The organism is Spirillospora sp. NPDC029432, assembly GCF_040703975.1.
Lineage (GTDB): Bacteria > Actinomycetota > Actinomycetes > Streptosporangiales > Streptosporangiaceae > Spirillospora.
Window position 1 is genome coordinate 1 of record NZ_JBEZWH010000092.1, and the last position, 25,223, is coordinate 25,223.

The 25,223-nt window shown below is 72.8% G+C and carries 25 protein-coding genes, 2 tRNA genes and 1 pseudogene; 8 read left to right on the forward strand and 20 right to left on the reverse strand.

The genetic code is table 11. The features are described 5' to 3' along the window. Positions 1-552: 552 nt before the first annotated feature. The 3 genes from AB0881_RS38220 to AB0881_RS38230 all read right to left on the reverse strand — a co-directional run bounded on the left by AB0881_RS38220 (position 553) and on the right by AB0881_RS38230 (position 3,135). Positions 553-1,248, reverse strand: a complete 696-nt coding sequence (locus AB0881_RS38220; RefSeq protein WP_366625299.1) for a DUF6882 domain-containing protein — start codon at positions 1,246-1,248, stop codon at positions 553-555. A gap of 260 nt (positions 1,249-1,508) precedes the next feature. Next, the gene (locus tag AB0881_RS38225) at positions 1,509-1,724 is read right to left on the reverse strand and encodes a hypothetical protein (RefSeq protein ID WP_366625301.1); all 216 of its coding nucleotides are present in this window, start codon (positions 1,722-1,724) and stop codon (positions 1,509-1,511) included. Positions 1,725-1,734: 10 nt separating this feature from the next. After that, the gene (locus AB0881_RS38230) at positions 1,735-3,135 is read right to left on the reverse strand and encodes an amidase (RefSeq protein ID WP_366625303.1); all 1,401 of its coding nucleotides are present in this window, start codon (positions 3,133-3,135) and stop codon (positions 1,735-1,737) included. A gap of 154 nt (positions 3,136-3,289) precedes the next feature. Here AB0881_RS38230 and AB0881_RS38235 point away from each other — a divergent pair, with 154 nt between their 5' ends. Then, positions 3,290-4,096: an MBL fold metallo-hydrolase gene (locus AB0881_RS38235; protein ID WP_366625305.1), complete on the forward strand. Its 807-nt coding sequence runs from the start codon at positions 3,290-3,292 to the stop codon at positions 4,094-4,096. 70 nt (positions 4,097-4,166) lie between these two features. Continuing rightward, a complete protein-coding gene (locus tag AB0881_RS38240) occupies positions 4,167-4,424 on the forward strand; it encodes a Rho termination factor (RefSeq protein WP_366625307.1) in 258 nt (85 codons plus the stop codon). Between the two features lie 68 nt (positions 4,425-4,492). Here AB0881_RS38240 and AB0881_RS38245 read toward each other — a convergent pair whose 3' ends face one another. Continuing rightward, positions 4,493-4,876, reverse strand: coding sequence for a DUF5709 domain-containing protein (locus tag AB0881_RS38245; protein ID WP_366625309.1), 384 nt, complete (start codon positions 4,874-4,876; stop codon positions 4,493-4,495). 104 nt (positions 4,877-4,980) lie between these two features. Here AB0881_RS38245 and AB0881_RS38250 point away from each other — a divergent pair, with 104 nt between their 5' ends. The 3 genes from AB0881_RS38250 to AB0881_RS38260 are packed head-to-tail and all read left to right on the forward strand — an operon-like array spanning position 4,981 to position 6,997. Continuing rightward, entirely contained in the window at positions 4,981-5,337 is a 357-nt protein-coding gene (locus AB0881_RS38250) for a VOC family protein (RefSeq protein WP_366625311.1), read from the forward strand. Beyond that, positions 5,334-5,843 carry a DUF1360 domain-containing protein gene (locus AB0881_RS38255; RefSeq protein WP_366625313.1) on the forward strand — a complete coding sequence of 170 codons (510 nt, stop codon included), beginning with the start codon at positions 5,334-5,336 and terminating at the stop codon, positions 5,841-5,843. The genes AB0881_RS38250 and AB0881_RS38255 overlap by 4 nt, the downstream gene beginning before the upstream one ends. Before the next feature lie 56 nt (positions 5,844-5,899). Continuing rightward, positions 5,900-6,997, forward strand: coding sequence for a Vms1/Ankzf1 family peptidyl-tRNA hydrolase (locus AB0881_RS38260; protein ID WP_366625315.1), 1,098 nt, complete (start codon positions 5,900-5,902; stop codon positions 6,995-6,997). Here the strand turns inward: AB0881_RS38260 and AB0881_RS38265 are convergent. From AB0881_RS38265 to AB0881_RS38285, 5 genes are all read right to left on the reverse strand, one after another. Then, entirely contained in the window at positions 6,920-8,845 is a 1,926-nt protein-coding gene (locus tag AB0881_RS38265) for a hypothetical protein (protein WP_366625317.1), read from the reverse strand. The two genes, AB0881_RS38260 and AB0881_RS38265, sit on opposite strands and share 78 nt — an antisense overlap. A gap of 90 nt (positions 8,846-8,935) precedes the next feature. Then, a tRNA-Ala gene (locus tag AB0881_RS38270) sits at positions 8,936-9,008 on the reverse strand. 79 nt (positions 9,009-9,087) lie between these two features. Continuing rightward, a complete protein-coding gene (locus AB0881_RS38275) occupies positions 9,088-9,285 on the reverse strand; it encodes a hypothetical protein (protein WP_366625319.1) in 198 nt (65 codons plus the stop codon). 88 nt (positions 9,286-9,373) lie between these two features. Next, positions 9,374-10,372 carry an NADP-dependent oxidoreductase gene (locus AB0881_RS38280; protein WP_366625320.1) on the reverse strand — a complete coding sequence of 333 codons (999 nt, stop codon included), beginning with the start codon at positions 10,370-10,372 and terminating at the stop codon, positions 9,374-9,376. A gap of 54 nt (positions 10,373-10,426) precedes the next feature. Further along, positions 10,427-11,545 (reverse strand): hypothetical protein, encoded by a 1,119-nt coding sequence (locus tag AB0881_RS38285; protein WP_366625322.1) that lies wholly within the window; start codon positions 11,543-11,545, stop codon positions 10,427-10,429. Positions 11,546-11,749: 204 nt separating this feature from the next. Between AB0881_RS38285 and AB0881_RS38290 the strand changes: the two genes are divergently transcribed. Further along, positions 11,750-12,175, forward strand: a complete 426-nt coding sequence (locus AB0881_RS38290; protein WP_366625324.1) for a hypothetical protein — start codon at positions 11,750-11,752, stop codon at positions 12,173-12,175. Between the two features lie 252 nt (positions 12,176-12,427). On the opposite strand, the gene AB0881_RS38295 is transcribed toward AB0881_RS38290, so the two are convergent. From AB0881_RS38295 to AB0881_RS38315, 5 genes are all read right to left on the reverse strand, one after another. Then, a tRNA-Ala gene (locus AB0881_RS38295) sits at positions 12,428-12,500 on the reverse strand. Positions 12,501-12,583: 83 nt separating this feature from the next. Further along, on the reverse strand, positions 12,584-13,234 hold the full coding sequence (locus AB0881_RS38300) for a histidine phosphatase family protein (RefSeq protein WP_366625325.1): 651 nt from the start codon (positions 13,232-13,234) through the stop codon (positions 12,584-12,586). After that, positions 13,227-13,640, reverse strand: a complete 414-nt coding sequence (rsfS, locus tag AB0881_RS38305) for a ribosome silencing factor (protein ID WP_366625327.1) — start codon at positions 13,638-13,640, stop codon at positions 13,227-13,229. Before rsfS ends, AB0881_RS38300 begins: the two co-directional genes overlap by 8 nt. A 161-nt stretch (positions 13,641-13,801) precedes the next feature. Next, positions 13,802-14,413 carry a nicotinate-nucleotide adenylyltransferase gene (gene nadD, locus AB0881_RS38310; protein ID WP_366625328.1) on the reverse strand — a complete coding sequence of 204 codons (612 nt, stop codon included), beginning with the start codon at positions 14,411-14,413 and terminating at the stop codon, positions 13,802-13,804. Between the two features lie 58 nt (positions 14,414-14,471). Continuing rightward, positions 14,472-15,773, reverse strand: a complete 1,302-nt coding sequence (locus AB0881_RS38315) for a phenylacetate--CoA ligase (protein WP_366625329.1) — start codon at positions 15,771-15,773, stop codon at positions 14,472-14,474. Between the two features lie 284 nt (positions 15,774-16,057). Between AB0881_RS38315 and AB0881_RS38320 the strand changes: the two genes are divergently transcribed. Next, entirely contained in the window at positions 16,058-17,101 is a 1,044-nt protein-coding gene (locus AB0881_RS38320; protein WP_366625331.1) for a M48 family metallopeptidase, read from the forward strand. A 27-nt stretch (positions 17,102-17,128) separates the two neighbouring features. Here AB0881_RS38320 and AB0881_RS38325 read toward each other — a convergent pair whose 3' ends face one another. The 6 genes and pseudogenes from AB0881_RS38325 to AB0881_RS38350 all read right to left on the reverse strand — a co-directional run. Further along, positions 17,129-18,415 (reverse strand): glutamate-5-semialdehyde dehydrogenase, encoded by a 1,287-nt coding sequence (locus AB0881_RS38325; protein WP_366625339.1) that lies wholly within the window; start codon positions 18,413-18,415, stop codon positions 17,129-17,131. 37 nt (positions 18,416-18,452) lie between these two features. Then, positions 18,453-19,631 (reverse strand): glutamate 5-kinase, encoded by a 1,179-nt coding sequence (gene proB, locus AB0881_RS38330; RefSeq protein WP_366625332.1) that lies wholly within the window; start codon positions 19,629-19,631, stop codon positions 18,453-18,455. A 67-nt stretch (positions 19,632-19,698) separates the two neighbouring features. Continuing rightward, positions 19,699-21,096 carry a GTPase ObgE gene (gene obgE / locus AB0881_RS38335; RefSeq protein WP_366625334.1) on the reverse strand — a complete coding sequence of 466 codons (1,398 nt, stop codon included), beginning with the start codon at positions 21,094-21,096 and terminating at the stop codon, positions 19,699-19,701. Positions 21,097-21,179: 83 nt separating this feature from the next. Beyond that, positions 21,180-21,437: a 50S ribosomal protein L27 gene (gene rpmA, locus AB0881_RS38340; RefSeq protein WP_366625336.1), complete on the reverse strand. Its 258-nt coding sequence runs from the start codon at positions 21,435-21,437 to the stop codon at positions 21,180-21,182. A gap of 12 nt (positions 21,438-21,449) precedes the next feature. Continuing rightward, positions 21,450-21,764 carry a 50S ribosomal protein L21 gene (gene rplU / locus AB0881_RS38345; RefSeq protein WP_366625338.1) on the reverse strand — a complete coding sequence of 105 codons (315 nt, stop codon included), beginning with the start codon at positions 21,762-21,764 and terminating at the stop codon, positions 21,450-21,452. A gap of 290 nt (positions 21,765-22,054) precedes the next feature. Further along, positions 22,055-24,502 (reverse strand): annotated as a pseudogene (locus tag AB0881_RS38350) (Rne/Rng family ribonuclease); the annotation flags it as partial. On the opposite strand from AB0881_RS38350, the gene AB0881_RS38355 reads away from it, so the two are divergent. Continuing rightward, the coding region (locus AB0881_RS38355; RefSeq protein ID WP_366625341.1) for a hypothetical protein at positions 24,431-25,223 on the forward strand (793 nt) is incomplete at its 3' end. The pseudogene AB0881_RS38350 and the gene AB0881_RS38355 overlap by 72 nt on opposite strands.

Consider the following 25,223-nt stretch of genomic DNA (forward strand, 5'->3'; position numbering starts at 1 on the left):
CACAACCCCCAACAGGGGTCGTGTATTTGCCTCAAAGAAATCCCCGGCCACCGAACAATCAGTGGCCACGGGGTGGTCCGGTCACCAATGAACCGAACCGATAAAGGCACTGGCTTTTAACACGCTGTTGAGTTCTCAAGAAACGGACACCCACCGCGCCCGACCCACTCTCGCGGGTCCATGCTCCGAGGCAACCCTTCTAACTTACCAGGATCTTCGTTCCTGTCAACCGGTCCGCTGGGGATCGATCTTCGGGAGCTTGCCCAGTCCGCCGTGCGTCATCGCGGGCAGCTTGCGCGGCCCGTGCCGATCGTTCGGTGGAGTCCCTCGGGCCGGCCACCTTGCGGTGTCCTGCATCCCGTCTGGGCTGACCTCTCTAGAGTACCTCGGCCCGAAGCGAGCTTCGAACCGTTTTTCTCTGAGGGGCTCCCCCGGGGCCGTCCGCCTCTCGGCGTCCCGCATCCCCTTGGGGCAGGAAGAACATTAGATAATCAAGGACCGCTCGTCAACTCGACTCTCTTACCCCGCGTACCTCTGCCCTAAACCCGCAGGTCACGCGCGGTTCACCGGAGCGGCGGTCACCTGCTCCAGGCGGCCGTGCCGGTCGAAGGCGGCGTGGACGTCGCCTCCTGTGATGGTGTCGGCGGTCTCTTCGTACGGGACGTCGCAGCGTTCGAAGTAGCCGCGGACGACCCGGCGGTGGTCGTCGGGGAAGACCTGGACCGCGGTGGTCAGGACGCTGGAGGCGGCGACGGGGTCGAAGCCCGGGGACGGGAGCCGCGGGTCGTCGAGGTGGACGTACGCCGCGCCCTTGCCCTCGTTGATGTCGCAGAACCAGACGCCGTTGCCGTCGAGGAGGTAGCCGGCCGCGATGGCCATGGTGACGGCGGCCTGGTGGGGGTCGGGGAATCCGGCGAAGTCGAGGTGGCCGGTGGTGAGTTCGGGGATGCCGTGCAGTTCCCCGTACTCGTGGACGGTGCGGAGCGGCGCGACGGCGGGGTGGTCCCAGTCGAAGTTGGGGTTCGCCCAGCTCCACAGCCAGGTCTGGGTCAGGTGGGAGAAGCTGCCCAGCCGGGTCAGGCCGCCGACCGTCGAGCCGCCGCCGGTCAAGGTGCGTGCGTCGAGGTCGGGGGTGCGGTGCTCGGGGCCCAGGGATGTCCGCAGGACGTCCTGGCGCTGGATCGCAGCCGCGGAGATTTCCGCCCCGAAGGCATCGAATGCCGGACTATAGGCGTTCTGTCGTGACATAGAGCGGCAGCATAGTGGCGCTGGGCAACCGTCGGCGGCGGGGGCATGCGTGGGGTGGCGACCGCTGGCGGGCCGCCGAAGAGTGAGGTGTTCCACGCGGAGCTGCGGTGGCACGCCAGCGCCTCGGAACGAGCGTGATCACGTTCACCGGCGGCATCTCGGACCAGTACGGGAGCGTGGCCCCGGTGAGGGCGGCGCCCTTCGCGGCGAGGGCTGTGGGCAAGCACGACTCCGGCATCACACCAGGTGGTGAGGGCTCGCTACTCGGGGTCGGGGTCGGGGTCGGTCCAGGGGGTCACTCGTGCGCCGGCCTGGAAGCGTAGGGCCGGGTCGGCGTAGCGGGCCTCCGGGACGGCGTAGAGGAGGTCGATGCCCGCCCGCTGCATGTCGAGGGCGGCGGCGAAGGCGGTCAGCTCGGTGTCGGTGGGGGTCAGGCCGGAACGTGCCATCAGCCGGCGGGTCTCGTCGACGTCCATGGTCGGCTCCTCAGGAGGTGGGCGGCACGCGCAGGTGCCAGTCGGTGGCGGTCTGGTAGGCGTCGGCGGCGCGCAGGATCGCGGCCTCGCCCCAGGCGGGGCCGGCGAACTGGATCGACAGCGGGAGGCCGCCGGCGGTGGTGCCCATCGGGGCGGCCAGGACGGGATTGCCGACGCAGTCCCAGTACATGGTGTGGATGTACGTGAACACCCCGCCGACGTCGATCGGCCCCTCGTCGGGGACGATGTCGTCGTAGCGGGGCGCCCCGGCCGAGGTGGTCGGGGCGACGATCACGTCCAGGTCGTCGAACAGGCGGGCCACCGCGTCCTGCGCGACCCGCCGGACGCGCTGGGCCTGGACGTAGTCGGCGCCGGTGACCGCGGCGGCGCGGGCGAGGGTCGCGCGGGTGGCGTCGCCGTAGTCGTCCCAGCGGGCGGACAGGTCGTTGCGGTGGTACGCCAGCGCCTCGGAGCCGAGCGTGACGACGTTCGCCATCAGCATCTCGTACCAGTACGGGAGCGTGATCTCGGTGAGGACGGCGCCCTTCGCGGCCAGGACGCCCAGGGCGGCGTCGTACGCGGGACCCACGGCGGGGTCGTGGCCGTCGGGGAAGTGGTGCTCGCGGACGACGCCGATCCGGACGCCGTCCAGGGTGCCGTCGAGGACGGGCGGTTCGTACGGCAGGTCGACGCTGTCGGGGTCGCTGGGGTGGGCGCCGGCGATGGCGTCCATGACGGCGGCGCAGTCGCGGGCGCTGCGGGCCATGGGGCCGACGTGGTCGAGGCTGTAGCCGAGCGGTGCGACGCCCGACTTGGGGACGCGGCCGAACGTGGGCATCAGGCCGGTGATGCCGCAGAACGCGGCGGGGATGCGGATGCTGCCGGCGGTGTCGGTGCCCAGGCCGGCGTAGAACATCCCGGCGGCGACGCCGCTGCCCGTGCCGGAGCTGGAGCCGCCCGCCCAGGTGCCGGTGTTCCAGGGGTTGCGCGGCACGGGGAACGGCTTGCCGAAGTCGGGCATGCCGCAGGCGAACTCCATCGTGGTCGCCTTGCCGGTGATCACGGCGCCGGCGGCCTTCAGGCGGGCGGCGACGGGCGCGTCGCGGCCCGCGCCCCAGGCGGGGTCGAGGACGAGGCTCTGCGCGGTGGTCGGTCCCTCGGCGACGGCGATGATGTCCTTCACGCCGAACGGGACGCCGTGCAGGGGCCCTCGGTCGCGGCCCGCGGCGAGTTCGCGGTCGGCGCGTTCGGCGGCGGCGAGCGCCGCCTCGTCGAACCGGGCGAGGTAGGTGCCGAGCTCGCCGTCCAGGCGGTCGGCGGTCTCGATGGCGCGTTCGGTGAGCGCGACGCTGGTGACGGCTCCGGCGCGGAGCGCCTCGGCGGCCTCGGTCAGGGTGCGGGGCGTCTCCATCCGAGGTCCTCCGGGGGGTTGGAACGATCTTCATCGGGAGGCTAGCAACGGTGGTCGGCCGCGGGAAGAGGGCGGTGTTTCGCCGTGGATGTCACGGGCCGTCCCGTACGTTCGCGTTGCGGCGGGGTGGGGAGTTCCTGGGAGGGTGGGCGTCATGCACGAGAAACCAAGGATCGTGTCCGGCGTCGAAGTCATCCCGCTCTGCGACGCGGTGGGTCCGATGGGCGAGGCGCTGCGGCGTCCTCTGGACGAGACCTTCCCCGGTACGCGGCCCCGGCACTGGGAGCGCATGCGGGCCGAGGAGCCCGCCTCGTTCGGGCCGGAGGGCGAGTGGGTGCTGCACTTCCACTGCTTCCTGCTGCGCGTCCCCGGCGGCCCGACCGTGCTGGTGGACACCGGCCTCGGTACGGAGCACTCCCCCGCCGCGTCCTGGGCGCCCGTACCCGGGGCCCTGCCCGCCGCGCTGGCGGACGCGGCGGTCGCGCCGGAGGACGTCGACACGGTCGTGTTGACGCATCTGCACAGCGACCACGCGAGCGGTGCCGTCGTGGACGGCAAGCCGATGTTCCCGAACGCGAGGCACGTCGTTCAGGAGGACGAGGTCCGCTGGGTCAAGGGCGAGGGCGGCGCGGTGCTGGAGGAGATCGTCAAGCCGCTGCGCGCGGCCGGGAGCCTGGACATGGTGAAGGGGAACGCGCGGCTGGCCGAGGAGATCGAGGTGGTGCCCACGCCCGGGCACACCCCGGGGCACCAGTCGGTGGTCCTCGGGGACGATCAGCTGGTGGTGGCGGGCGACGTGATCCTGCATCCGGTGCAGCTGGCCGACCCCGAGGTGCGGTACCTGCACGACGAGGACGCCGACACCGCCGCGAAGACCCGCGCGGCGCTGCTCCGCCGGATGCGCAAGAGCGGCGGCGTCATCGCCGCGCCGCACCTTCCGGAGCCGTTCGTCAGCGTGTGACGTCCAGGTGTGAGTCCAGGTGTGAAACGGACATGCCGGGTACGGAGACCGTCAAAGGAGGGTTTCACGTATGCCGAGAGCTCAGATCAAGGACGAGAAGAAGTACCAGAAGCTGCGCGACAAGGGCGAGAGCAAGGAGAAGGCCGCGCGCATCGCCAACGCCTCGGCCGGTCAGGGCTCCAAGAAGGTCGGCCGCAAGGGCGGTAAGAGCCCGAGCTACGACGACTGGTCCAAGGACGAGCTGATGCGCCGGGCGCGCGAGATCGGCGTCGAGGGCCGCTCCTCGATGAACAAGTCGGAGCTCGTCAAGGCGCTGCGGAACCACTGACCCCCGGACCGGAACGGGCCCCGGGGCGATCCGCCCCGGGGCCCGTCCGTGCCGCCCGTCCGTGTCTCCTACCTCTCGGGCCGCTCTTCGTCGATCCGCATGGCGCGCTCCTCGGGGTCGTAGCCGCCGCCGTCCTCGCCGGCGTCCATGGCGACCGCCTCGGACTCGGTGTGCGGGTGGGCGCCCTCGTCCTCGGCCACCAGCCGCCCGGCGGGGTTCGCGGGCTCGTCGCCGGGCAGGGGGACGTCGGGCTCCTCCCGCGCCAGCCGGCCGTCCAGGGGCTCGCCCTCGCGGACCTCCTCGGCCGTGGTCCCGTACTGGTCCATGGCCAGCGGCCGGTCGCCCGGGATCGGCGCCTCCTGCGGGTCCTCCGCCCAGTACTGCTCCGGGGTCCCGTCCTGAAGATCGGGGATCCCCTCGTCCTCGGGCCCCGGAGTACGACGCTCGTTCATCAGGTACCCCCTTTCTCCAGGGGTGCCTACCCGCCTGGCGCGGATCATTCGCCCGGGGCGCGCGTCCGGGGGTTCGACCGGGACGAGAGGGTACGAGGCCAGGCATGCGTCTCGTCTTCGTCCTCGACTGCGCCGATCCCGAGCGGCTGGCCGACTTCTGGACGGCCGCGCTCGGCTACGACCGGGAGCCGTTCGACCCCCCGTACGTCTCCATGACCGACCCGAAGGGCGAGGGTCCGCAGTGGCTGCTGCAGCGGGTCCCCGAGCCCAAGACCACCAAGAACCGGATGCATCCCGACCTGCGCGTGACCGACATGGACGGCGAGCTGGCCCGGCTGACCGGGCTGGGCGCCTCCGTCGTCCGCGGGCCCTTCGTCGACGACGGCTGGCCGACCACGGTCATGGCCGATCCCCAGGGCAACGAGTTCTGCGTGATCGTCCCACCGGAGGGAGAGTCGTGAACACCGTCGTCGACACCGCCCGGCGCCAGAAGGAGCAGTACGCCGGGGACGCCGACCGCCCGCTCGGCTCGTACCTGGCCACGCTGGCCGTGTACGGGACGACCACCGCGGCCCTGGCGCTGCTGGCGCGCCGCCGCGGCGCCTCGCTGCGCGCCGTCGGGCTGCGCGACCTGGCGCTGATGACCGTGACGACGCACAAGATGTCGCGGCTGATGTCCAAGGACCCGGTGACGAGCCCGCTGCGCGCCCCGTTCACCCGGTACGCCGGTACGGGCGGGCCCGCCGAGCTGTCGGAGGAGGTCCGCGGGCACGGCGCCCGGCACGCTGTGGGCGAGCTGATCACGTGCCCGTTCTGCATGTCCCAGTGGGTGGCGACGGCGTACGCGGCCGGGCTGGTGTTCGCGCCCGAGGCGACCCGGCTGGCGGGCGCGACGATGACGGCGGTGGCCGGTTCGGACTGGCTGCAGCTGGCGTACGCGCGGTTGCAGCGATCTGCAGAGGGCTAGGACATTGCAGCCCGTAGCTTGACGTTTGGGGCCAATGGGACGGGTAGGGCCTCCTTATGGATCTGACTTTCCTCAAGCCGCTGTACACCCGGTCCGGTCCGTACGTCTCGGTCTACGCGGACCTGACCCGTACCACCGAGGACGCCGGCAAGGCCGCCGAGCTGAAATGGCGCGCGCTCCGCGAGGAACTGAAGGCGCAGCAGGCCCCCGACGCCACGCTGCGCGCCGTCGAGGAGATCGTCACCGGGGAGATGGAGCGGCGCCGCTCCGAGGGCCTGGTGGTCTTCGCGGCGGACGGCGAGGCCACCTGCGTCGAGCGCCTCGACGGCGCCCCCCGCGCCGACCTGGCCAGGGTCTCGCCCCTCCCGCACCTCCTGCCGTTCCTGGCCGAGCGCGGCGAGCGCTTCCCCCACCTGGTCGCGGTCGTGGACCGCCGGGGCGGCGAGATCGACTGTTTCGACCCCGACGGCACCCACCGGCACATCGACGTCCCGGGGGACGAGGAGTACCCGATCCGCAAGGTCAAGGCCGGCGACTGGAACCAGTCCCGCTTCCAGCGCTCGGCCGAGAACGTCTGGAAGCACAACGCCAAGAAGGTCGGCCGCGAGGTCGACAAGGCCGCCCGCGGCTGCGGCGCCGAGGCCGTGGTCGTCGCAGGGGAGGCGCGCGCCCGTACCGCCGTGCTGGAGGAGGTGTCCCCGGACGTCCTGGAGTACACGGTCGAGTCGGAGAACAACGGCGCCCTGGACGGCGAGCTGCACCGGATCCTCGACCTGAAGTCCACCGAGCGGATCCTCACCGTCGCCGAGCGCTTCGAGCGCGAGCTGGCCAACGGCGAGCGCGCGGTCGCGGGCCTGCCGGCCGTGGTGGAGGCCGTCCGGCGCGGCCAGATCCAGACGCTGCTCCTGGACGACGACCCCGAGTCGCCCGCCCGGCTGTGGGTCGGCCCGGACCCGGGCCACATCGGCATGACGCCGGACGAGGTCCGCCAGCTCGGCGCCGACGAGCCCCGCGAGGAGCGGGCCGACGCCGCGCTGATCCGGGCGGTGGCCTGCATGGACGGCCAGCTGGTCGTCCTACCGTCCGACGGGCCCGGCGCTTCCCTCGGCGTCGGCGCCGTCCTGCGGTACAACGACCCCGCGACGGTGCACTGACAGCGCCACGAGCGGCAGCAGCATGACGAACGCGTACGTCACGAGCCGGATCCCGTAGTCGTTGACCAGCGCTCCGGCCGCGCAGGTGACCAGCACGGCCACCAGCGCGGGCCGGAGCGCGGGATCCAGCCACGACGGCTGCCGGGCCAGCGCCCACACGGCGAGCCCCAGGACGGCCACGGTGCCCCAGGCCAGCGGCCCGGCGCCCAGCGAGGACAGCGCGTAGCCGGCCTTGCGGCCGATCATGCCCCACGCCTCACCGTCGATCACCGTCTGGACGAACCGTCCCGCGTGCGTACGGTCAGCGGCCGGCCGCAGCCAGTCCGCGACCCCGGCGGCCGCCACCAGGAGCACGCCGCCCAGGAGGGCTGCCACGACGCGCGTCCCGGTGATCCGCGCCCCGGCCACCGACAGCGCCAGGATGACGAATCCGGGCACCAGCGCGAGTCCCCCGCCCACGTCGGCGCCCCACGTGGGCCAGGTGTCCACGACGCAGGCGACGGCGCCCACCGCCGCCACGGCCGCCACCGCCTCCCGCCGGCGCCCCCGCGCGCACAGCTCGGCGGCGACGAGGCCCGCGAACACCAGCGCCGCCACGGCGAAGATCGCGAACGTCGAGTTCCCGAAGCCGTAGTAGCGCCCGCCGTACAGCGCCGAGGGCCCGAACGGGCTCGCCCGGTGCAGCGCCGTCCCCGTCACCCCGTCGAGGACGAGCACCCCGAAGGTGACCCCGCTCAGGAGCAGCGGACTCCGCAGCGCCCAGGCCACGGCACCTGTCACGCCCGCCAGCCCGGCCCAGAGCGCGAGGTCGGGCAGCGGCGCCTTCCACCAGTACGTCAGCGTCACCAGATAGGCGGCCGCTGGTAAGGCGGCCAGCACCAGCGCCCCGGCCCGCCGGAACAGGAGCGCCTGCGCCAGGGCGGCGCCGGCCAGCAGGATCCCCGACCAGCGCCGCAGCACCTGGTCGGTCATGCTGATGTCCCCGAGCCGGTGCACGGTCGCCGTCGAGCCGTGCGGCCGCGGCCCGCCGATCGAGAACGGCGCCCCCGCGAACTCCGCCGGCTCCGGCACCCCGGCCACGCCGAGCAGCGTGCTGGGGACGTCCAGGAGCCGCACGACGCCGTCCCACCGGGTCGAGTTGACCGTCAGGAAGGAGAAGTCGGCGGGCCCCAGCATGCTCACGGCCAGCTCGGGCGTCCCGCCCGGCGGCTGGGTGACGCCCTGCACGAGCACGCTCGTCCCGGGGCGCAGCCGGTCCAGGACGCTCCCGGCGAACCGGTCGATCTCCGCCAGCGACCGCAGCCGCCCCTGCCCGGACCGGACGACCTGCCCGCCGTCCACGACGGTGATCGGGCAGCCCGGCTCGAACGTCTCCCGGTACCGCCGCACCCGGCCGTCCGAGTCGGCCAGCGCCAGCGCCGCGCCGGGCCCCACCGCGCAGGCCCGGTCGCCGAGGGCGTCGCCGAGCCGCCCGGGCCGCGGCGAGAACTCCGACCCCTGCTGCGCGTCGGCCAGCTCCCGCCATCCCTCGACCCGCGACCGGCGCACGTCGGGCAGGGGCCCGCAGGTCCCGTCCGCCCGCCGCGGCGCGGCGGCCGCCTGCCCCGCCGACAGCGACAGCCACCCGTCGGCGGCGCAGGAGACGCCCTTGGTCGTGCGGACGGTCGCGGCCCCCGCGGCGGCCCCGTCCCCGAGCAGCCGCCACAGCCGGGGCGTCTGGTCGGCCCTGATGTCGCCCCAGGCCAGCCCCGCGACCCCGATCACCACGAACGGCTCCCGCACGGCCGCCTCCGTGCGCGGCGGCCGCTGCGCGACCGTCCAGCCCGCGACGACCGAGAACAGCAGCACCAGGAAGACGACCGCGCGGGCGTTCAGGGGGCCACCTCCAGCACAACGCAAAAAGGAGTGAGCCCGTAGGGACCCACTCCGTGCTTCGAGTGGAGCTATGGGGATTCGAACCCCAGACCTCCTCCATGCCATGGAGGCGCGCTACCAACTGCGCCATAGCCCCGGGTGGCCGCCGTTTCCGGCGGCCGGCCAAGGAAGAGCTTAGTGCACTCCGGGACCCGCTCGGGACGGCAGACCGGTGATCAGCGCCACCCCATCCGCTCCGCGACCTCGTCGGGGGCGTAGCCCCGCTGCCGGGCCTCGCCGATCCACACCATGCCGTCGGCCTCGGTCACGCCCCCGATCGTGTGCTCCTGCGGCAGCCGCGGCTGCGTGGCGAGCCGCACCTCCATGCGCGGATCGAACCGGCCGAGCGCGTCGATCAGGTCGGCGACCGTCACCTCGCGCCTGTTTCCCCTCCGATGCCTTCCCATAGCTCGCCATGTAACCATCAGCCGGGCACTGGAATGTACGTTCGTCCCCTTTGTCCTACTTCAATCGAACGAGCATCTTGCCCACGTTCCGCCCCCGGAGCATCCCGACGAACGCGTCCACGGCGTTGTCGATCCCATCCACCACCGTCTCCTCGGTGGTGAGGCAGCCCTGACGCAGCCAGTCCGAGGCGCGCTGGACGTACTCCCCCATGAGCTTCTGGTGGTCGCCGACGATGAACCCCCGCAGCGTCAGCCGCTTGCCCACGGCCTGGAACAGGTTGTCGGGCCCCGGCTCCGGCTGGGTCCGGTTGTACTGGGACACCGCCCCGCACAGGGCGACCCGCCCGAACGTGTTGAGCACCGCGATCGCGGCCCGCAGATGGTCGCCGCCGACGTTGTCGAAGTACACGTCGATCCCGTCCGGCGCCGCCTCGGCCAGCTGCCGCTCCAGCTCGCCCTCCCGGTAGTCGATCGCCGCGTCGAACCCGAAGTCGTCCAGCAGCTTCGCGGTCTTCGCCGGCCCGCCCGCGGACCCGATCACCCGCGCCGCGCCGAGCCGCCGCGCGATCTGCCCCGCGACGCTCCCCACGGCCCCGGCCGCCCCCGACACGAAGACGACGTCGCCCTCCCGCACCGGCGCGACCTCCGTGAGCCCCGCGTACGCGGTGAGCCCGGTCATCCCGAGCACCCCGAGATAGGCCTGGGCCGGCGCCTTGTCCACGTCCACGACCCGCACGGAGGAGGCGTCCAGCGTCGCGTACTCGCGCCACCCGAGACCGTGCAGGACGGTGGCCCCCTCGGGGACCTTCCCCCGCGAGGACACCACGGTCCCGACCGCACCGCCCTCCATCGGCTCCCCGAGCCGGAACGGCGGCGTGTACGACTTCACGTCGTTCATCCGCCCCCGCATGTACGGGTCGACGGAGATCCACTCGTTCCGGACGAGGACCTCCCCCTCCCCCGGCTCCCGTACCTCAGCGTCCGCCAGCTCGAAGTCGGACGGATCCGGTTCCCCGACGGGCCGGGCCACCAGCCGAACCTCACGACCGATCACGTGCGCCACCTTCCATCCAGTGTCAACTCACAGGATAAGGCCGATCACTGACAGTCACTTGCGGGCCATCCGGTAGTGCAGCACAAGAAACGGCAACCCGAACACGGAGAACGCATGCGAGGCCCGCAGTTCGCCGTCCTCCACGAACACGTCCAGCGTCTCCCCGAACCCGTGCACCGCCAGCGCCGTCAGCTCCCGGCTCTCCGGATCCACGTACGTCAGGTAGTGTCCCGGATGCTCCAGAGGAGACTCACTCGTCAGAACGAGCCCTCCCCCCAGCCGCCCCCGGGGCACCAGAGTCGCCGTGAAGCTGGCCTGAGGAAGCGGGAACCCGACGCTCACATACCCGCGCCCACCGTCCCGATAGGTCGTGTAGATCCCCACGTAAATGGGCTCGTCATCATCGGCGTAGGACCGGATCCACCCCCGCACGACCTCCTCGCCCCGCACCACCGTGTCGATCCGCCCGACGACGCCCCGCAGGGCCTCCCGCTGGTTCATCGGCACGCTCGCCTGCCCCAGCGGCTTGGCCAGCAGGTACCGGTACAGCAGGTATCCGGGCCGCACCCACATCCGCCACTCGGGCACGATGTCGAGCCGGAACCGGGCCGTGTGCTCGTAGAACTCCCGCACCAGCGGATGGACGTCCCCCGGCTCGAACTCGGGCCCGGCCAGCTCGTCCAGCGACCCGACGATCCCCACCGGCGCGTCGGCCTGGTAGGTCCCGCCCAGGACTTCGGCCAGGTCCTTCACGTACCCGGTCCCCACGTACCGCGACCGCGCTTCCAGCGGCACCACGAACGGCAGCGACTCCTCAGGGACCCGCTCGGCCAGCAGGCTGACCTGGGCCTCCCGGAAGACCAGCGCGGAGAGGACCCGGAATCCCACCACGGCCCCGGCCGCCGCCACGGCCGGCGGCGCACCGAGCCCGCCCACCGCGGCGCCCACGACGGGCCCCAGGGCGACCTTCTCTGGCCGCAGCCCCATGCTCCCCGCGACGGCCCCCGCAGCGCCTCCCACCACCAACGAGGAGAACCGCCGCCCGGCCAGCCACCCCACCGGCGCCGCGACGGCCCCGCTCACCGCGATCCGCTGCCACAGCGCCGGAATCTCCCCCGGCTCCTGCCGCCGCCGGGCGACCGCCTCGGAGATCCCGAGCGCGACACCCCCCACCAGAGCCCCGACCCCGGCGGCCCGAGCCCCCCGATGCCCCGCCAGCGCGGCCCCCGCCAAGGCCCCCACCACACCGGCAAACCCCACAGAAGCACGCTTTTCGGTCACATGGTCAACCTACTGGGGTTTCGGTCCGGCGTCTGACAAAGTTGCAGGGGGCCGAGCCCCGACGTCGTCCCCCAGCGTCTCGAAAGGTTCAGTTGCATGCGCCGCCTGGTCGCCTCGATCCTCCTGCTCCCCGGATCGTTCGGGCTCTCCATGTGGACCGGCGTGGGCCCGGCCGACGACTGGGTGCACAACTGCCAGGTCCGCCAGTCGTACCTGGACCGCCTGGAGGCGATGGACGTCGAGATCAAACGGATGCGCATCCAGGGCCGCTCCGAGCAGGAGATCGCCCGCGCCATGGTCCCCAAGCGCAACGAGGCGAAGGCCCTGGTCCGCACCAAGATGAAGGTCAAGGACGTCCGCAAGCTGGAGGAGCGCAACAAGGCCCGCTACGGCAGCCCCCAGGGCCCGACGATCGAGTGGATGTACGCCCGCCACGGCGGCAACTGGAACGAGATCGTAGAAGCGAGCACCGACTCGAACGCCTTCTACGACATCACCTGCATCCCCTTCTACGACATTTGAGGGTGCATCCACCCCCGCCGCGCCCCTGTCCCACCCCACGACGAGGTGCGTGGACCTCAGCCCAAGAAACCTCAGCCAGGAAACCCCAACCCCGCACCAACGGGGCAATAACTACAAACCGCAACCCCGCACCAACGGGGGCGTGGGGGCGGAGCCCCCACATCGGGGGTTCCAGGGGGTCGCCCCCCTGGGCAAACATGACGAGGAGGAGCGGTCCGCGCTTTCCGCGGACACACTCCCCCCACCGACGAGTGGAGCTATGGGGATTCGAACCCCAGACCTCCTCCATGCCATGGAGGCGCGCTACCAACTGCGCCATAGCCCCGTGCGGCTGCGTGGATTTTCATCCCGCAGCGCTCCGCCAGTGTATAGGAGATGGCGGCGGTACTCGAATCGGTTTGCCGCCGGTCAGGTGCCGTTCTCGGTGCGGTCGTCGCTCATGACGGGTTCGGGGAGGGTTCCGGCGTTGTGTTCGACGAGGCGCCAGCCGCCGTCGCGCATCTCGCCGAGTACGGACCAGCAGCAGTTGGAGAGGCCGCCGAGGCGTTCCCAGAGGTCTTCGGGGAGGCCGAGGAGGTGGGACATGCCGAGGCGGAGCGCGGCGCCGTGGGAGGCGACGACGAGGACTCCGGTGGGCGGGAGGGTGTCGAGGGCGCGTTCGAGTGCGGTGCCGACGCGTTTGGCGACCTGGGCGCTGGTCTCGCCGCCGGGGGGCTGCCAGGCGGCGTGCTCGGCGGGGTAGCGTTCGCGGATCTCCTTGCCGGTGAGGCCCTCCCAGGCGCCGCCGTCGCGTTCGACGAGGTCGCGGTCGTGGCGGATGTCCAGGCCGGTGATGTCGGCGAGGGCCTGCGCGGTGGCGGCGGCGCGCTGGAGGGGGGAGGCGAGGAGGGCGGTGGGGCTGAGCGCGGCGAGGAGCCGCGCGGCCCGCTGGGCCTGCTGGACGCCGGTCTCGTCCAGGGGGATGTCGGTCTTGCCCTGGAAGCGGTTCTCGACGTTCCAGGCGGTCTGGCCGTGGCGCCAGAGCACGACCCGGCGCTTGCCGGGGGCGCGGTCACTCACTGGCGCTCCCGACGGTGCGGCGGCGCTGGGCCGAGTGGGCGTTGACGTCCTCGGGGAGGGCGATGAGGGGGCAGTCCTTCCAGAGCCGTTCGAGGGCGTAGAAGACGCGGTCCTCTTCGTGCTGGATGTGGACGATGATCTCCGCGTAGTCCAGCAGTACCCAGCGGCCGTCGCGCTCGCCTTCGCGGCGGACGGGCTTGGCGCCGGCCTCGTCGCGGAGCCGCTTCTCGATCTCGTCGACGATGGCGCGGACCTGGCGGTCGCTGGGGGCGGAGCAGAGCAGGAAGGCGTCGGTGATGACGAGCTGCTCGCTGACGTCGTAGGCAAGAATGTCGTCGGCCAGCTTGTCGGCCGCCGCTTCGGCGGCGGTGCGGACCAGCTGTACGGCCCTGTCGGTAGCGGTCACGATGCGCTCGCGATCCTCCCTGTAGGGGTCTGTTCCCGGTCCCAGCTTCTCACGGGCTCCGGGGGGCGGCCCCTGTTCGTGGTTGCGGCCGCGGCGGTCCGGTGCGTCCCGCGCGTCCCTTCACTTCCAGGGTAAGACCCGAACCGCGTTCGGCCGAACGATTATCGGCGCAGGTCAGCCGGGGCGCGGTAGAGGGAGCGCTTGTTGATGTACTGGACGATCCCGTCCGGGACCAGGTACCAGATGGGTTCGCCCGCCCGGACCCGGTCACGGCATTCGGTGGAGGAGATCGACAGCGCGGGCACCTCCATCAGGCTGACGCGGCCGTTGGGCAGGCCGGGGTCGGCCAGCCGGTGGCCGGGCCTGGTGCAGCCGATGAAGTGCGCGAGTTCGAACAGCTCGTCGGTGTCGTGCCAGGTCAGCATCTTGGACAGGGCGTCGGCGCCGGTGATGAAGAAGAACTCGGTTTCCGGGCCGTGCAGCTCGCGCATGTCGCGCAGGGTGTCCACGGTGTAGGTGGGGCCGGGGCGGTCGATGTCGATCCGGCTGACCGAGAAGCGCGGGTTGGACGCGGTGGCGATCACGGCCATGAGGTAGCGGTCCTCGGCGGCGGCGACCCGCCGCTCGCCCTTGTGCGAGGAGATCCCGGTGGGCACGAAGACCACCTCGTCCAGCGCGAAGACGTGCGCGACCTCGCTGGCGGCCACGAGGTGGCCGTGGTGGATCGGGTCGAACGTGCCGCCCATGATCCCCAGTCGTCGCTTTTGCGTCATGGCGACGAGAATAGCCCCGGGGCGCGAGCGGCCCTCGCACCGCCCCCGGGGGTCGCCGCTAACCGAGGCCGGGCAGCGGCGCGGGGCCGGACTCCCAGGTCACGACGCGGACGGCCTTGCCGACCTCGACGCGCGGGACGGTCCCGGCGGGCAGCACCCGGACGTCGGCGGTGAGGCCCAGCTCGGCCTGGACGGCCCGGGCCAGCCCGGCGGTGGTCTCCTCGGCCGCGCCCTCGCCGGCCGCCTCGCAGGCGACCAGGAGGCCCGTGTGCTCGGGCTTCCGGCGGTCCAGCACGAGCTGGTAGTGCGGCGCGACCAGGCCGGTGCCTAGCAGGACGCGCTCGACCTCGCTCGGGTAGACGTTCACACCGCGGACGACGAGCATGTCGTCCACCCGGCCCCTGATCTTGCTCATCCGGACGAGGGTGCGGCCGCAGTCGCACTCGCCGTGCGCGAGGGAGGCCAGGTCGCCGGTCCGGTAGCGCAGCAGCGGCAGCGCCTGCTTGGTGGGGGTGCTGAACACCAGCTCGCCCGGCTCGCCCTCGGCGACCGGCTCGCCGGTGGCGGGGTCGACGGCCTCGACGATGAAGTGGTCCTCGTTGACGTGCAGGCCGTTCTGCTCCAGGCACTCGGTGGCAACCCCGGGCCCGATGATCTCCGAGAGCCCGTAGACGTCCATCGCCTTGAGCGGCAGCACGGCCTCGATGGCGGCGCGCAGCTCCTCCGACCAGGGTTCGGCGCCGAACAGGCCGGCCTGGAGGGAGGACAGGTCGGCGCCGGCCTCGGCGGCCGCCTCGCCGAGCCGTAGCGCGTACGCGGGCGTGCAGGTCAGCACGTCGGGCCGCAGGTCGGCGATCATCCGGACCTGGCGCTCGGTCATCCCGCCCGACATCGGGACGACGGTGGCGCCCAGCGCGACGGCGCCCTGGTGGATCCCCATCCCGCCGGTGAACAGCCCATACCCGTACGCGTTGTGCACGGTGCTCAGCTCGGTCGCGCCGGCGCAGGCCAGGGAGCGGGCGCACATCGCCGCCCACAGGTCGAGGTCGGCCCTGGTGTAGCCGACGAGGGTGGGGCGGCCCTTGGTCCCGGTCGATCCGTGGACGGCGACGACCTGGTCCCGCGGTACGGCCAGCATGCCGAGCGGGTAGTGGTCCCAGAGGTCCTGCTTGGTGGTGAACGGGAGCCTGTGCAGTTCCGCCAGGGTGACGTCGGCGCCGCTCTTGACGCCGGCGTCGCGGAGCCGCCGAGCCTGGAGCCCGCCCGCCACCAGGAGCCGGTCGACCAGCCCCCACAGCCGGTGGCGCTGCAGCGCGGCCCGCTCGTCCCGCGACATCGCCTCGGCCTTCGGATCGAACATCTGCGCCTCCTCTCCCCCACTCTGCCGTACCCGGCCCATCCGGTACGAGGTATTCGCACCAAAGAGCGGAGAAGCACCGAGAATGATCAAGAAAGACCGGAGAAGGGCCGGAGAAGGCCGGTACCTGACGCCAGGGAACCTTGCCCCCTGCCGGATCGTCGGACTTTCTGTGCCGGACTGGATCCGGGAGTATCTCTGTTGAGACAGCGCCACTTCGACCGAAGGGAGGGAGCGGCGATCGCGTTCGGCAGCGGAGCGGCCGGGTACCGCGCGCCGCGTACCCCATGACGACGAGCACACCGGACCGGGCACGCACGCGCTTCCCCGGTATCAGCTCGCGGGCCTACGAACACCCGGCGGACCGCACGGCGCTGGTCGCCCTGCGCTCCCTGTCCGGCTTCGACGTGGTGCTCAAGCGCCTGTCGGGACTGTTCAACGAGCGCGCGATCCGCCTCATGTTCCTGGGCGGCGCGGTACGGGTGGGCGAGGACCAGTTCCACCACCTGCACGACATGGTCCGCGACACCTGCTACATCCTCGACCTTCCCGAGGTCCCCGAGGTGTACGTCCGGCAGAACCCGACCCCGAACGCGATGGCGCTCGGCTCCGACCACCCGTTCATCGTGGTCAACACGGGCCTGCTGGACCTGCTGGACGACGAGGAGCTGCGGTTCGTCGTCGGGCACGAGGTCGGCCACATCCTGTCCGGCCACGCCGTCTACCAGACGATGATGCAGATCCTGATCCAGCTCGGCACCCGGCTGGCCTGGCTGCCGCTGGGCAACATCGCGATCTCGGCGATCATCATCGGGCTGCGCGAGTGGTTCCGGAAGGCCGAGCTGTCGTCGGACCGCGCCGGCCTCCTTGCCGGCCAGGATCTGGACGCGGCCAAGCGCACCATGATGAAGCTGGCCGGCGGCGTCCGGCTGCGCGAGATGAGCTCCGAGGCGTTCCTGGCGCAGGCCCGCGAGTACGACGCGGCCGGCGACGTCCGCGACGGGCTGCTGAAGTTCCTCAACCTGCTGCCGCAGAGCCACCCGTACGCGGTGATCCGGTTCGCCGAGATCGACCGCTGGGGCACCGGCCCCGAGTACGAGCGGATCCTGGCGGGGAACTACGAGCGCCGCGACGAGGACGGCAACGCCAGCTTCACGCAGGAGGCGCGCAACGCCGCCAACTCCTACAAGGAGTCGTGGGAGCGCAGCGCCGACCCGTTCATCGGCAAGGTGCGGGACGTGGCCGAGGGGGCCGCGTCCGCGGCCGGGGGCCTGTTCGACAGGGTCACCCGGCGCGGGGACGGCGGCCCCACCAACGGCTCGGCCGGCTGACGCACGCCGGCGCCGGCGGGGGACGCCTCAGCCTCTGAGGTGCCCCTCGCCGGTGACGACGTACTTCGTCGAGGTGAGCTCCGGCAGCCCCATCGGGCCCCGGGCGTGCAGCTTCTGGGTGGAGATGCCGATCTCGGCGCCGAACCCGAACTCCTCCCCGTCGGTGAACCGCGTCGACGCGTTCACCATCACCGCGGCCGAGTCGACCAGCGCGACGAACCGCTTCGCCGCCTGCTGCGAGGTGGTCGCGATCGCCTCGGTGTGGCCGGACCCGTACGTACGGATGTGCGCGACGGCGTCCTCCAGGGAGTCCACGACGCGGGCCGCGATGTCCAGCGAGAGGTACTCGGCGTAGTAGTCGTCCTCGGTCGCGGCCACGACGTCGTCGCCGTACGCGCGGACCCGCTCGTCGCCGTGCACGGTGACGCCCGCGCCGCGCAGCGCCTCCAGGGCCTTCGGCAGGAACGCGGCCGCGATGTCCGCGTGCACCAGGAACGTCTCCGCGGCGTTGCAGACCGACGGCCGCTGCGTCTTGGCGTTGATCAGGATCTCGACGGCCTGGTCCACGTCGGCGGCGGCGTCCACGTACACCGCGCAGTTGCCCACCCCGGTCTCGATCACCGGCACCGTGGACTCCTCCACCACCGAGTTGATCAGGGACGCGCCGCCGCGGGGGATCAGCACGTCCACCAGGCCGCGGGCGCGCATCAGGTGCTTGACCGACTCGCGCGTGGTGCCGGGGACGAGCTGGACGGCGTCCTGCGGCACGTCGGTGCCCGCGAGCGCGCCCTGCATGACGTTCACCAGCACGGAGTTGGACTCGTACGCCGAGGACGAGCCGCGCAGCATCGCCACGTTCCCGCTCTTGAGGCAGAGCGCGGCGGCGTCGACGGTCACGTTCGGGCGGCCCTCGTAGATGATCCCGACGACGCCGAGCGGCACCCGGATCTGGCGCAGGTCCAGGCCGTTCGGCAGGACGTTGCCGCGGACGGTCTCGCCGACCGGGTCGGGCAGCGCCGCGACCTTGCGGACGGCGTCGGCGATCGCGGCGATCCGCGCCTCGGACAGGCTCAGCCGGTCGATCATGTACTCGGAGGTGCCGGCCTCGCGGGCCCGCGCCACATCGCCCTCGTTGGCCTTGACGATCTCCGGCGCGGCGGCGACCAGCGCGTCGGCGATCGCGTGCAGGGCGGCGTCCTTGGCCGCCCTCGGCAGCGGCGCCAGCCCGGCCGCCGCGTCCCTGGCACGGCCCGCCACCCGCAGGAACTCCTCGCGTTCCCGGTCCTGCTCGCCCATCACCGGCTCCTTCGTCAGTCGGTCGTCTGGATCGCTCTTGGATCGCTCGTGTGGATCAGTCGCTCGTGAGCAGCACGAGATCGTCGCGGTGGATGATCTCGCGCTCGTACTCGGGGCCCAGCTCCCGGGCCAGCCACCGGGTGGAACGGCCCATCAGGTTCGGGATCTCGCCCGCGTCGTAGTTGACCAGGCCGCGCGCCACCACCCGGCCGTCGGCGCCGCACAGGTCGACGGGGTCGCCGGCCGCGAAGTCGCCCTGGACGCCGGTGACCCCGGCGGGCAGCAGCGACTTGCCGCGCTTCACGACCGCGTCCACCGCGCCCTGGTCGAGCATGACCCGGCCCTGGCCGGTGGTCGCGTGGGCCAGCCACAGGTGCCGGGTAGAGCGCCGCCGCCCGTCTCCCGGGTGGAAGTACGTGCCCACCTCGTCGCCCGCCAGCGCGTGCGCGGCCGAGGCGGCGTCGGTCAGCACCACCGGGATTCCCGCGATCCGGGCCGCCTCCACCTTGGTGATCATGCCGCCGGTGCCGACCCGGCCGGATCCGCCCAGCTCGACGCCCGCCAGGTCGGCCGGCCCGCGCACGTCGGAGATCCGGCGGGTGCCCGGCCGGCTCGGGTCGCCGGTGTAGAGGGCGTCCACGTCCGACAGCAGGACCAGCGCGTCCGCCCTGGTCAGATGCGCGACCAGCGCCGCCAGGCGGTCGTTGTCGCCGAACCTGATCTCGTCGGTGGCGACGGTGTCGTTCTCGTTCACGATCGGCACGATGCCGAGGTTCAGCAGCTGGCCGAGCGCCCGGGACGCGTTCCGGTGGTGCACCCGGCGGATCATGTCGTCGGCGGTGAGCAGCACCTGGCCCACGGTGAAGCCGTACCGGGCGAACGAGGAGGTGTAGCGCGCGACCAGCAGCCCCTGCCCGACGCTGGCGGCGGCCTGCTGGATCGCCAGGTCGGCCGGGCGGCGGGTCAGCCCCAGCGGGCCGATGCCGGCGGCGATCGCGCCGGACGACACGAACACGATCTCCGTGCCCGCCCGGCGCCGCGCCGCCAGCACGTCCACCAGCGCGTCGATCCGGTCGGCGTCGATCGTGCCCTGCCGGGTGGTGAGCGAGGACGAGCCCGCCTTGACCACGATCCGGCGCGCGGCCGCGATCTCCGGCCGCGCGGCCGGGGGCGTCGCGGTCGCGGTCCGGACCGGGGTCCCGGTGGCCTGCTCGGCTGCCTGCTCGGCGCTCATGCTCACTCTCGTGTCCTGAAGGGTCCTGCGGGTCGGGGCTGCGCTGCCAAATGCGGGGGCGGTCGCCTCAGCGGTGGCCGAGGCGGCGGTCGGTGCCGCGCGGGCCCGGGGCGGCCTCGCCCGCGATCAGCTCCGGCTCCCAGTCGAACACGATCGACTCCTCATGGGTGCCGATCATGACGGTGGCGCCGGCGGTCGCGCCCGCCTCGGCCAGCGCCTCCTCCACGCCCAGCCGGGCCAGCCGGTCGGCCAGGTACCCCACCGCCTCCTCGTTGGAGAAGTCGGTCTGGCGCAGCCAGCGCACCGGCTTGTCGCCCGTGATCAGGTACGTGTTCTCGCCCGCGGGCCGCACCTCGAAGTCGGCCTTGCCGCCGACCGGCTCGGGCCGGATGACCAGCCGCGTCGGCTCGGGCGCCGGCAGGGAGGCGCGGTACTCGGTGACCATCTCCGCCATCGCGAACGACAGCTCGCGCAGGCCCTCGTGCGTGGCGGCCGACACCTCGAACACGCGCAGCCCGCGCGCCTCGAACTCGGGCCGCACCAGGTCGGCGAGGTCGCGGGCGTCCGGAACGTCCACCTTGTTCAGGACGACGATCCGCGGCCGGTCCGACAGCGGGCGGTCGCCGAGGACCCGGTCGTACGCCTGGAGTTCGCGCTCGATCACCTCGAAGTCGCTGACCGGGTCGCGGCCCGGCTCGGGCGTGGCGCAGTCCAGCACGTGCGCGAGCGTCGAGGACCGCTCGATGTGCCGCAGGAACTCCAGCCCCAGGCCGCGGCCCTCGCTGGCGCCCTCGATCAGGCCCGGCACGTCCGCGACGGTGAACGTGGTGTCGCCCGCGCTCACCACCCCGAGGTTGGGGATCAGCGTGGTGAACGGATAGTCGGCGATCTTGGGCTTGGCGGCGGACAGCGCGGCGATCAGCGAGGACTTGCCCGCGCTCGGGAAGCCCACCAGCGCCACGTCCGCGACGCTCTTCAGCTCCAGCACCACGTCCCGGGCCTCGCCCGGCTCGCCCAGCAGCGCGAACCCGGGCGCCTTGCGCTTGGCGGTGGCCAGCGCGGCGTTGCCGAGCCCGCCCTTGCCGCCCTGCGCGACCACGAACCGGGTGCCCTCGCCGACCAGGTCGGCCATGACCTCGCCGGCGGTGTCCTTGACGACCGTCCCGTCCGGTACGGGCAGCACGACGTCGCCGCCGTCGGCGCCCGTGCGGTGCCCGCCCTGCCCCGGCTTGCCGTTCCCCGCCTTGCGGTGCGGGCGGCGGTGGTAGTCCAGCAGGCTCGCGGCGTTGGAGTCGACCTCCAGCACCACGTTCCCGCCGCGGCCGCCGTTGGCGCCGTCGGGGCCGCCCAGCGGCTTGAACTTCTCCCGGTGGACCGAGGCGCAGCCGTTCCCGCCGCTGCCGGCGGCGACGTGCAGCACCACCCGGTCCACGAACTGCGCACCGGATCCGGCTCCTGCGGCCACGGTCACTCCCCACGCTTGTAGAACAGAGAACAGGGGCGGACCAGAAGTGGTCCGCCCCTGTGAAAACGTCTCCTGAAGGCGGATTACTCCGCCGGCGGGACGATGCTGACCGCGTTGCGGCCGCGGTAGCGGCCGAACTCGACCGTGCCCGCGGTGAGCGCGAACAGCGTGTCATCGCCACCGCGGCCCACGTTCAGGCCCGGGTGGAAGTGGGTGCCGCGCTGCCGGACGATGATCTCACCGGCGTTGACGAGCTGGCCGCCGAAGCGCTTGACACCCAGGCGCTTGGCGTTGGAGTCGCGGCCGTTACGGCTGGACGACGCGCCCTTCTTGTGTGCCATTTTCTACGCTCCCTACTTCCCGGACTCGATACCGGTGATCTTGACCTCGGTGTACGGCTGGCGGTGACCCATCCGCCGCTTGTACCCGGTCTTGTTCCGGTAGTGCATGATGTTGATCTTCGGACCCTTGACGGCACCGACGATCTCGGCCGTCACCTGGTACTTGGCGAGCTCGGCCGCGGAGCTGACGACGTTGTCGCCGTCCACGACGAGAAGGGCCGGGAACGTGACCGTCGAACCGGCCTCGCCCGCCAGCTTGTCGACGGTGAGCACGTCGTCGACGGCCACCTTCTCCTGCCTGCCGCCTGCGCGGACAATCGCGTACACCGCGGAAACCCTTCGTCTGCGCGCGCTTCCGGACTGAACCGGTCCCGCGCGTGGTCTTCACCAGCCCCCGGGCGGGGGCCTACCCCCGGCCGGGGCCGAGGGCGGCACACCGGGCCGTACGGCCCGGCGCTCTCTGCTCTGGTCTCGCCTTCTCCGCCGGATCGGCGAGGAACGCACCTGAGGCGGTGCATGTCGAGATGGCGTGCCTGCACACGCCAGAGGACAAGGTTACCGGACGCCCGGACCGGAACGCGAACCCCGCGCTCCGCGTACCGGACGTCCGGCCCTCGTCACTCGGTGGCTTCGGCCGACGCCTCGGCCTTGGCCCGGGGACGGCGGGTGCGGCGCCGGCGCCCGTTGCTCGCGGCGGCGGCGTCATCGGCGGCCTCACCGGTGTCGGCGGTGCCGGTCTCGGCGGTGTCGGCGTCGAGCGGCTCGACCGGCTCCGACTCCAGCGTCGCCGGGCCGGTCCCCGCGTTCTCGGCGGCGGCCTCGGCGGCCTCCACCGCGGCCTGCGGCTCGGCCTCCTCGGTCGCCGCCGGGGCGGCGGGGGCCTCGTCCGGGTCCTCCGGCGGCGGGCCGGCCGGGCGCTTGGCCGGCTTGGTCGCGCGCGGCTTCGCCGGCTCCGTCCTGGCCGCCTCCTTGACCGGCTCCCTGACCGGTTCCCGGACCGTCTCGGCCTTGGCGGGCTCCTCGCCCGCGGGCTGCCGCTTGGCGGACTCCTGGCTGGCGAGCTTCTCCTCGACCGCCTTCTCCACCTCGCCCTTGCGCTTGCGGCGGCGGCTCTGCGCCCCCTGGGCGCCCTTGTCGGCCTTCGGCTCGACCGGCGTCATGTGGACGTGGATGCCGCGCCCGTTGCAGGACTCGCAGGTCTCCGAGAACGCCTCCAGCAGGCCCTGGCCGACCCGCTTGCGGGTCATCTGGACCAGCCCCAGCGAGGTCACCTCGGCCACCTGGTGCTTGGTGCGGTCCCGCGACAGGCACTCCACCAGCCGGCGCAGCACCAGGTCGCGGTTGCTCTCCAGCACCATGTCGATGAAGTCGATCACCACGATGCCGCCGATGTCGCGCAGCCGCAGCTGGCGGACGATCTCCTCGGCCGCCTCCAGGTTGTTGCGGGTGACGGTCTCCTCCAGGTTTCCGCCCTGGCCGGTGAACTTCCCGGTGTTGACGTCGATGACCGTCATCGCCTCGGTCTTGTCGATCACCAGCGAGCCGCCGCTGGGCAGCCAGACCTTGCGGTCCAGCGCCTTGGCGATCTGCTCGTCGATCCGGTACGACGACAGCACGTCCTGGCCGTCGCTCCAGCGCTCCACCCGCTCCTTCAGGTGCGGCGCGACGTACTCCACGTACTCCGAGACCGTGTCCCACGCCTCCTGGCCGGACACGACCAGCTTGCTGAAGTCCTCGTTGAAGATGTCGCGGACGACCCGGATGGTCAGGTCGGGCTCGCCGTACAGCAGCGACGGCGCCGACGCGCTCTTGACCTGCTTCTGGATGTTGTCCCACTGGGCCGCCAGCCGCGACACGTCGCGCGCCAGCTCCTCCTCCGTGGCGCCCTCCGCCGCGGTACGCACGATCACGCCCGCGTTGTCGGGCATGACCCGCTTGAGGATCTGCTTGAGGCGGCTGCGCTCCTTGTCGGGCAGCTTGCGGCTGATGCCGGTCATCGAACCGTCCGGCACGTACACCAGGTAGCGGCCCGGCAGCGAGATCTGGCTGGTCAGCCGGGCGCCCTTGTGGCCCACCGGGTCCTTGGTGACCTGCACCAGCACCGACTGGCCGGACTTGAGCGCCGACTCGATCCGGCGCGGCTGGCCCTCCAGGCCGGCGACGTCCCAGTTGACCTCGCCCGCGTACAGGACGGCGTTGCGGCCCTTGCCGATGTCGACGAACGCCGCCTCCATCGAGGGCAGCACGTTCTGGACCTTGCCGAGGTAGACGTTGCCCACGTACGACTGGTGGGTCGCGCGGTTGACGTAGTGCTCGACCAGCACGTCGTCCTCGAGCACGGCGATCTGGGTGCGCTCGCCCTCCTGGCGGACCACCATCACGCGCTCGACCGACTCGCGGCGGGCCAGGAACTCGGCCTCGGTGATCACCGGCGGGCGGCGGCGGCCCTGCTCGCGGCCCTCGCGGCGGCGCTGCTTCTTGGCCTCCAGCCGGGTCGAGCCCCGGACGGACTGGACCTCGTCCACGGCGTCGCGGGTCTCGCGGACGTGGACGACGGTGTTCGGCGGGTCGTCCGACCCGGTGCCCTCGCCGTCCCCGGCGCCCGAACGGCGGCGCCGGCGCCGGCGGCGGCGGCTCGTGCCCCCGGCGTCCCCGCCGTCCTCGCCCTCGTCGGCGCCCTCGGCCTCGGGCTCCTCCTTGGCGGCCTTGCCCTTGCCCTTGCCGCCCTTGTCCTTCTCGGCCTTCTCGCCCTTGTCGGCCTTCTCCGCCTTCTCCGGGCGGTCGGCCTTCTCGGGCTCTTCGGGCTCGGTGTCCTCGGCGCTCTCGTCGCCCTCCTCGCGCCCGCCGCGTCCCCGGCCGCGCCCGCCGCGGCGGCGGCGCCGGCGCGAGGGGCGGTCGCCGGACTCGTCGTCCTCGTCGCGCTCCTCGTCCCGCTCGGCCGCGGCGTCCTCGGCCTCTTCGGCCCGCTGGACCTTCTTGACCTCGTCCTTGGGGTGCGACGGCGTCTGCGCCGCGGGCTCCGGCGCCTGGAACACCACCATCGGCGGCTGGAACGTCACGCCCGGCACGGTCGCGGCCGGCGCCTCGGTCTCCGGCAGGGGCTCGCCGACCGGAGCCTCCGGGACGGGCGGCACGGCGGCGGCGGCACGGCGCCTGCGGGCCGGCTTCTCCTCGGCCTCGGTGGACTCGGCCTCGGTGGCCTCGGGCTCGGCGGGCGCCGCCGCGCGGCCGCGCGTACGGGTCCGCTTCCTGCCGGTCCCCTCGTCCTCGCCCTCGGCGCTCTCGGCCGGGGCCTCCGCCTCGTCGGCGGCCTTGGCCCGGCGTCGGCCCGTCCCCCGGCCGGCGGCCTTGCGGGCGCCCTGCTCGGCGGTCTCGCCCTCGGCGGCCTGCTCGCCACCGCTCTCGGCGGCCTCCCGCCCGGCGTCGGCCTCGGCGTCCTCGGCGGCGGCACGCCGCGTGCGCCTGCGCGTGGTGGTCTTCTCGCCGGTGTCCGCGGCGGCGCGCCTCGTACGCCGCCTGCCGGTCCCCTGCTCGGCGGCCTCCGCGGCCCCCTGCTGGTCGACGACGTCGGCGGCGCCCGGCGCGGCGGCCTGCTCGCCCTGGGCGGCGGCCTGCTCGCCGGTGGCCTCCGCTCCGGCGGCGTCCGTGGCACTCGCGTCAGCGGCGGCCTGCGCGGCGCCCTGCTGATCATGCCGTGGCCGGCATGCTCACGGCGGGCCGCGGGCGCACGGACGGCACCCCGTCCGAGGAAGGGCCCGTACAGCGGCAGCGCACCTGAGAGCGGGC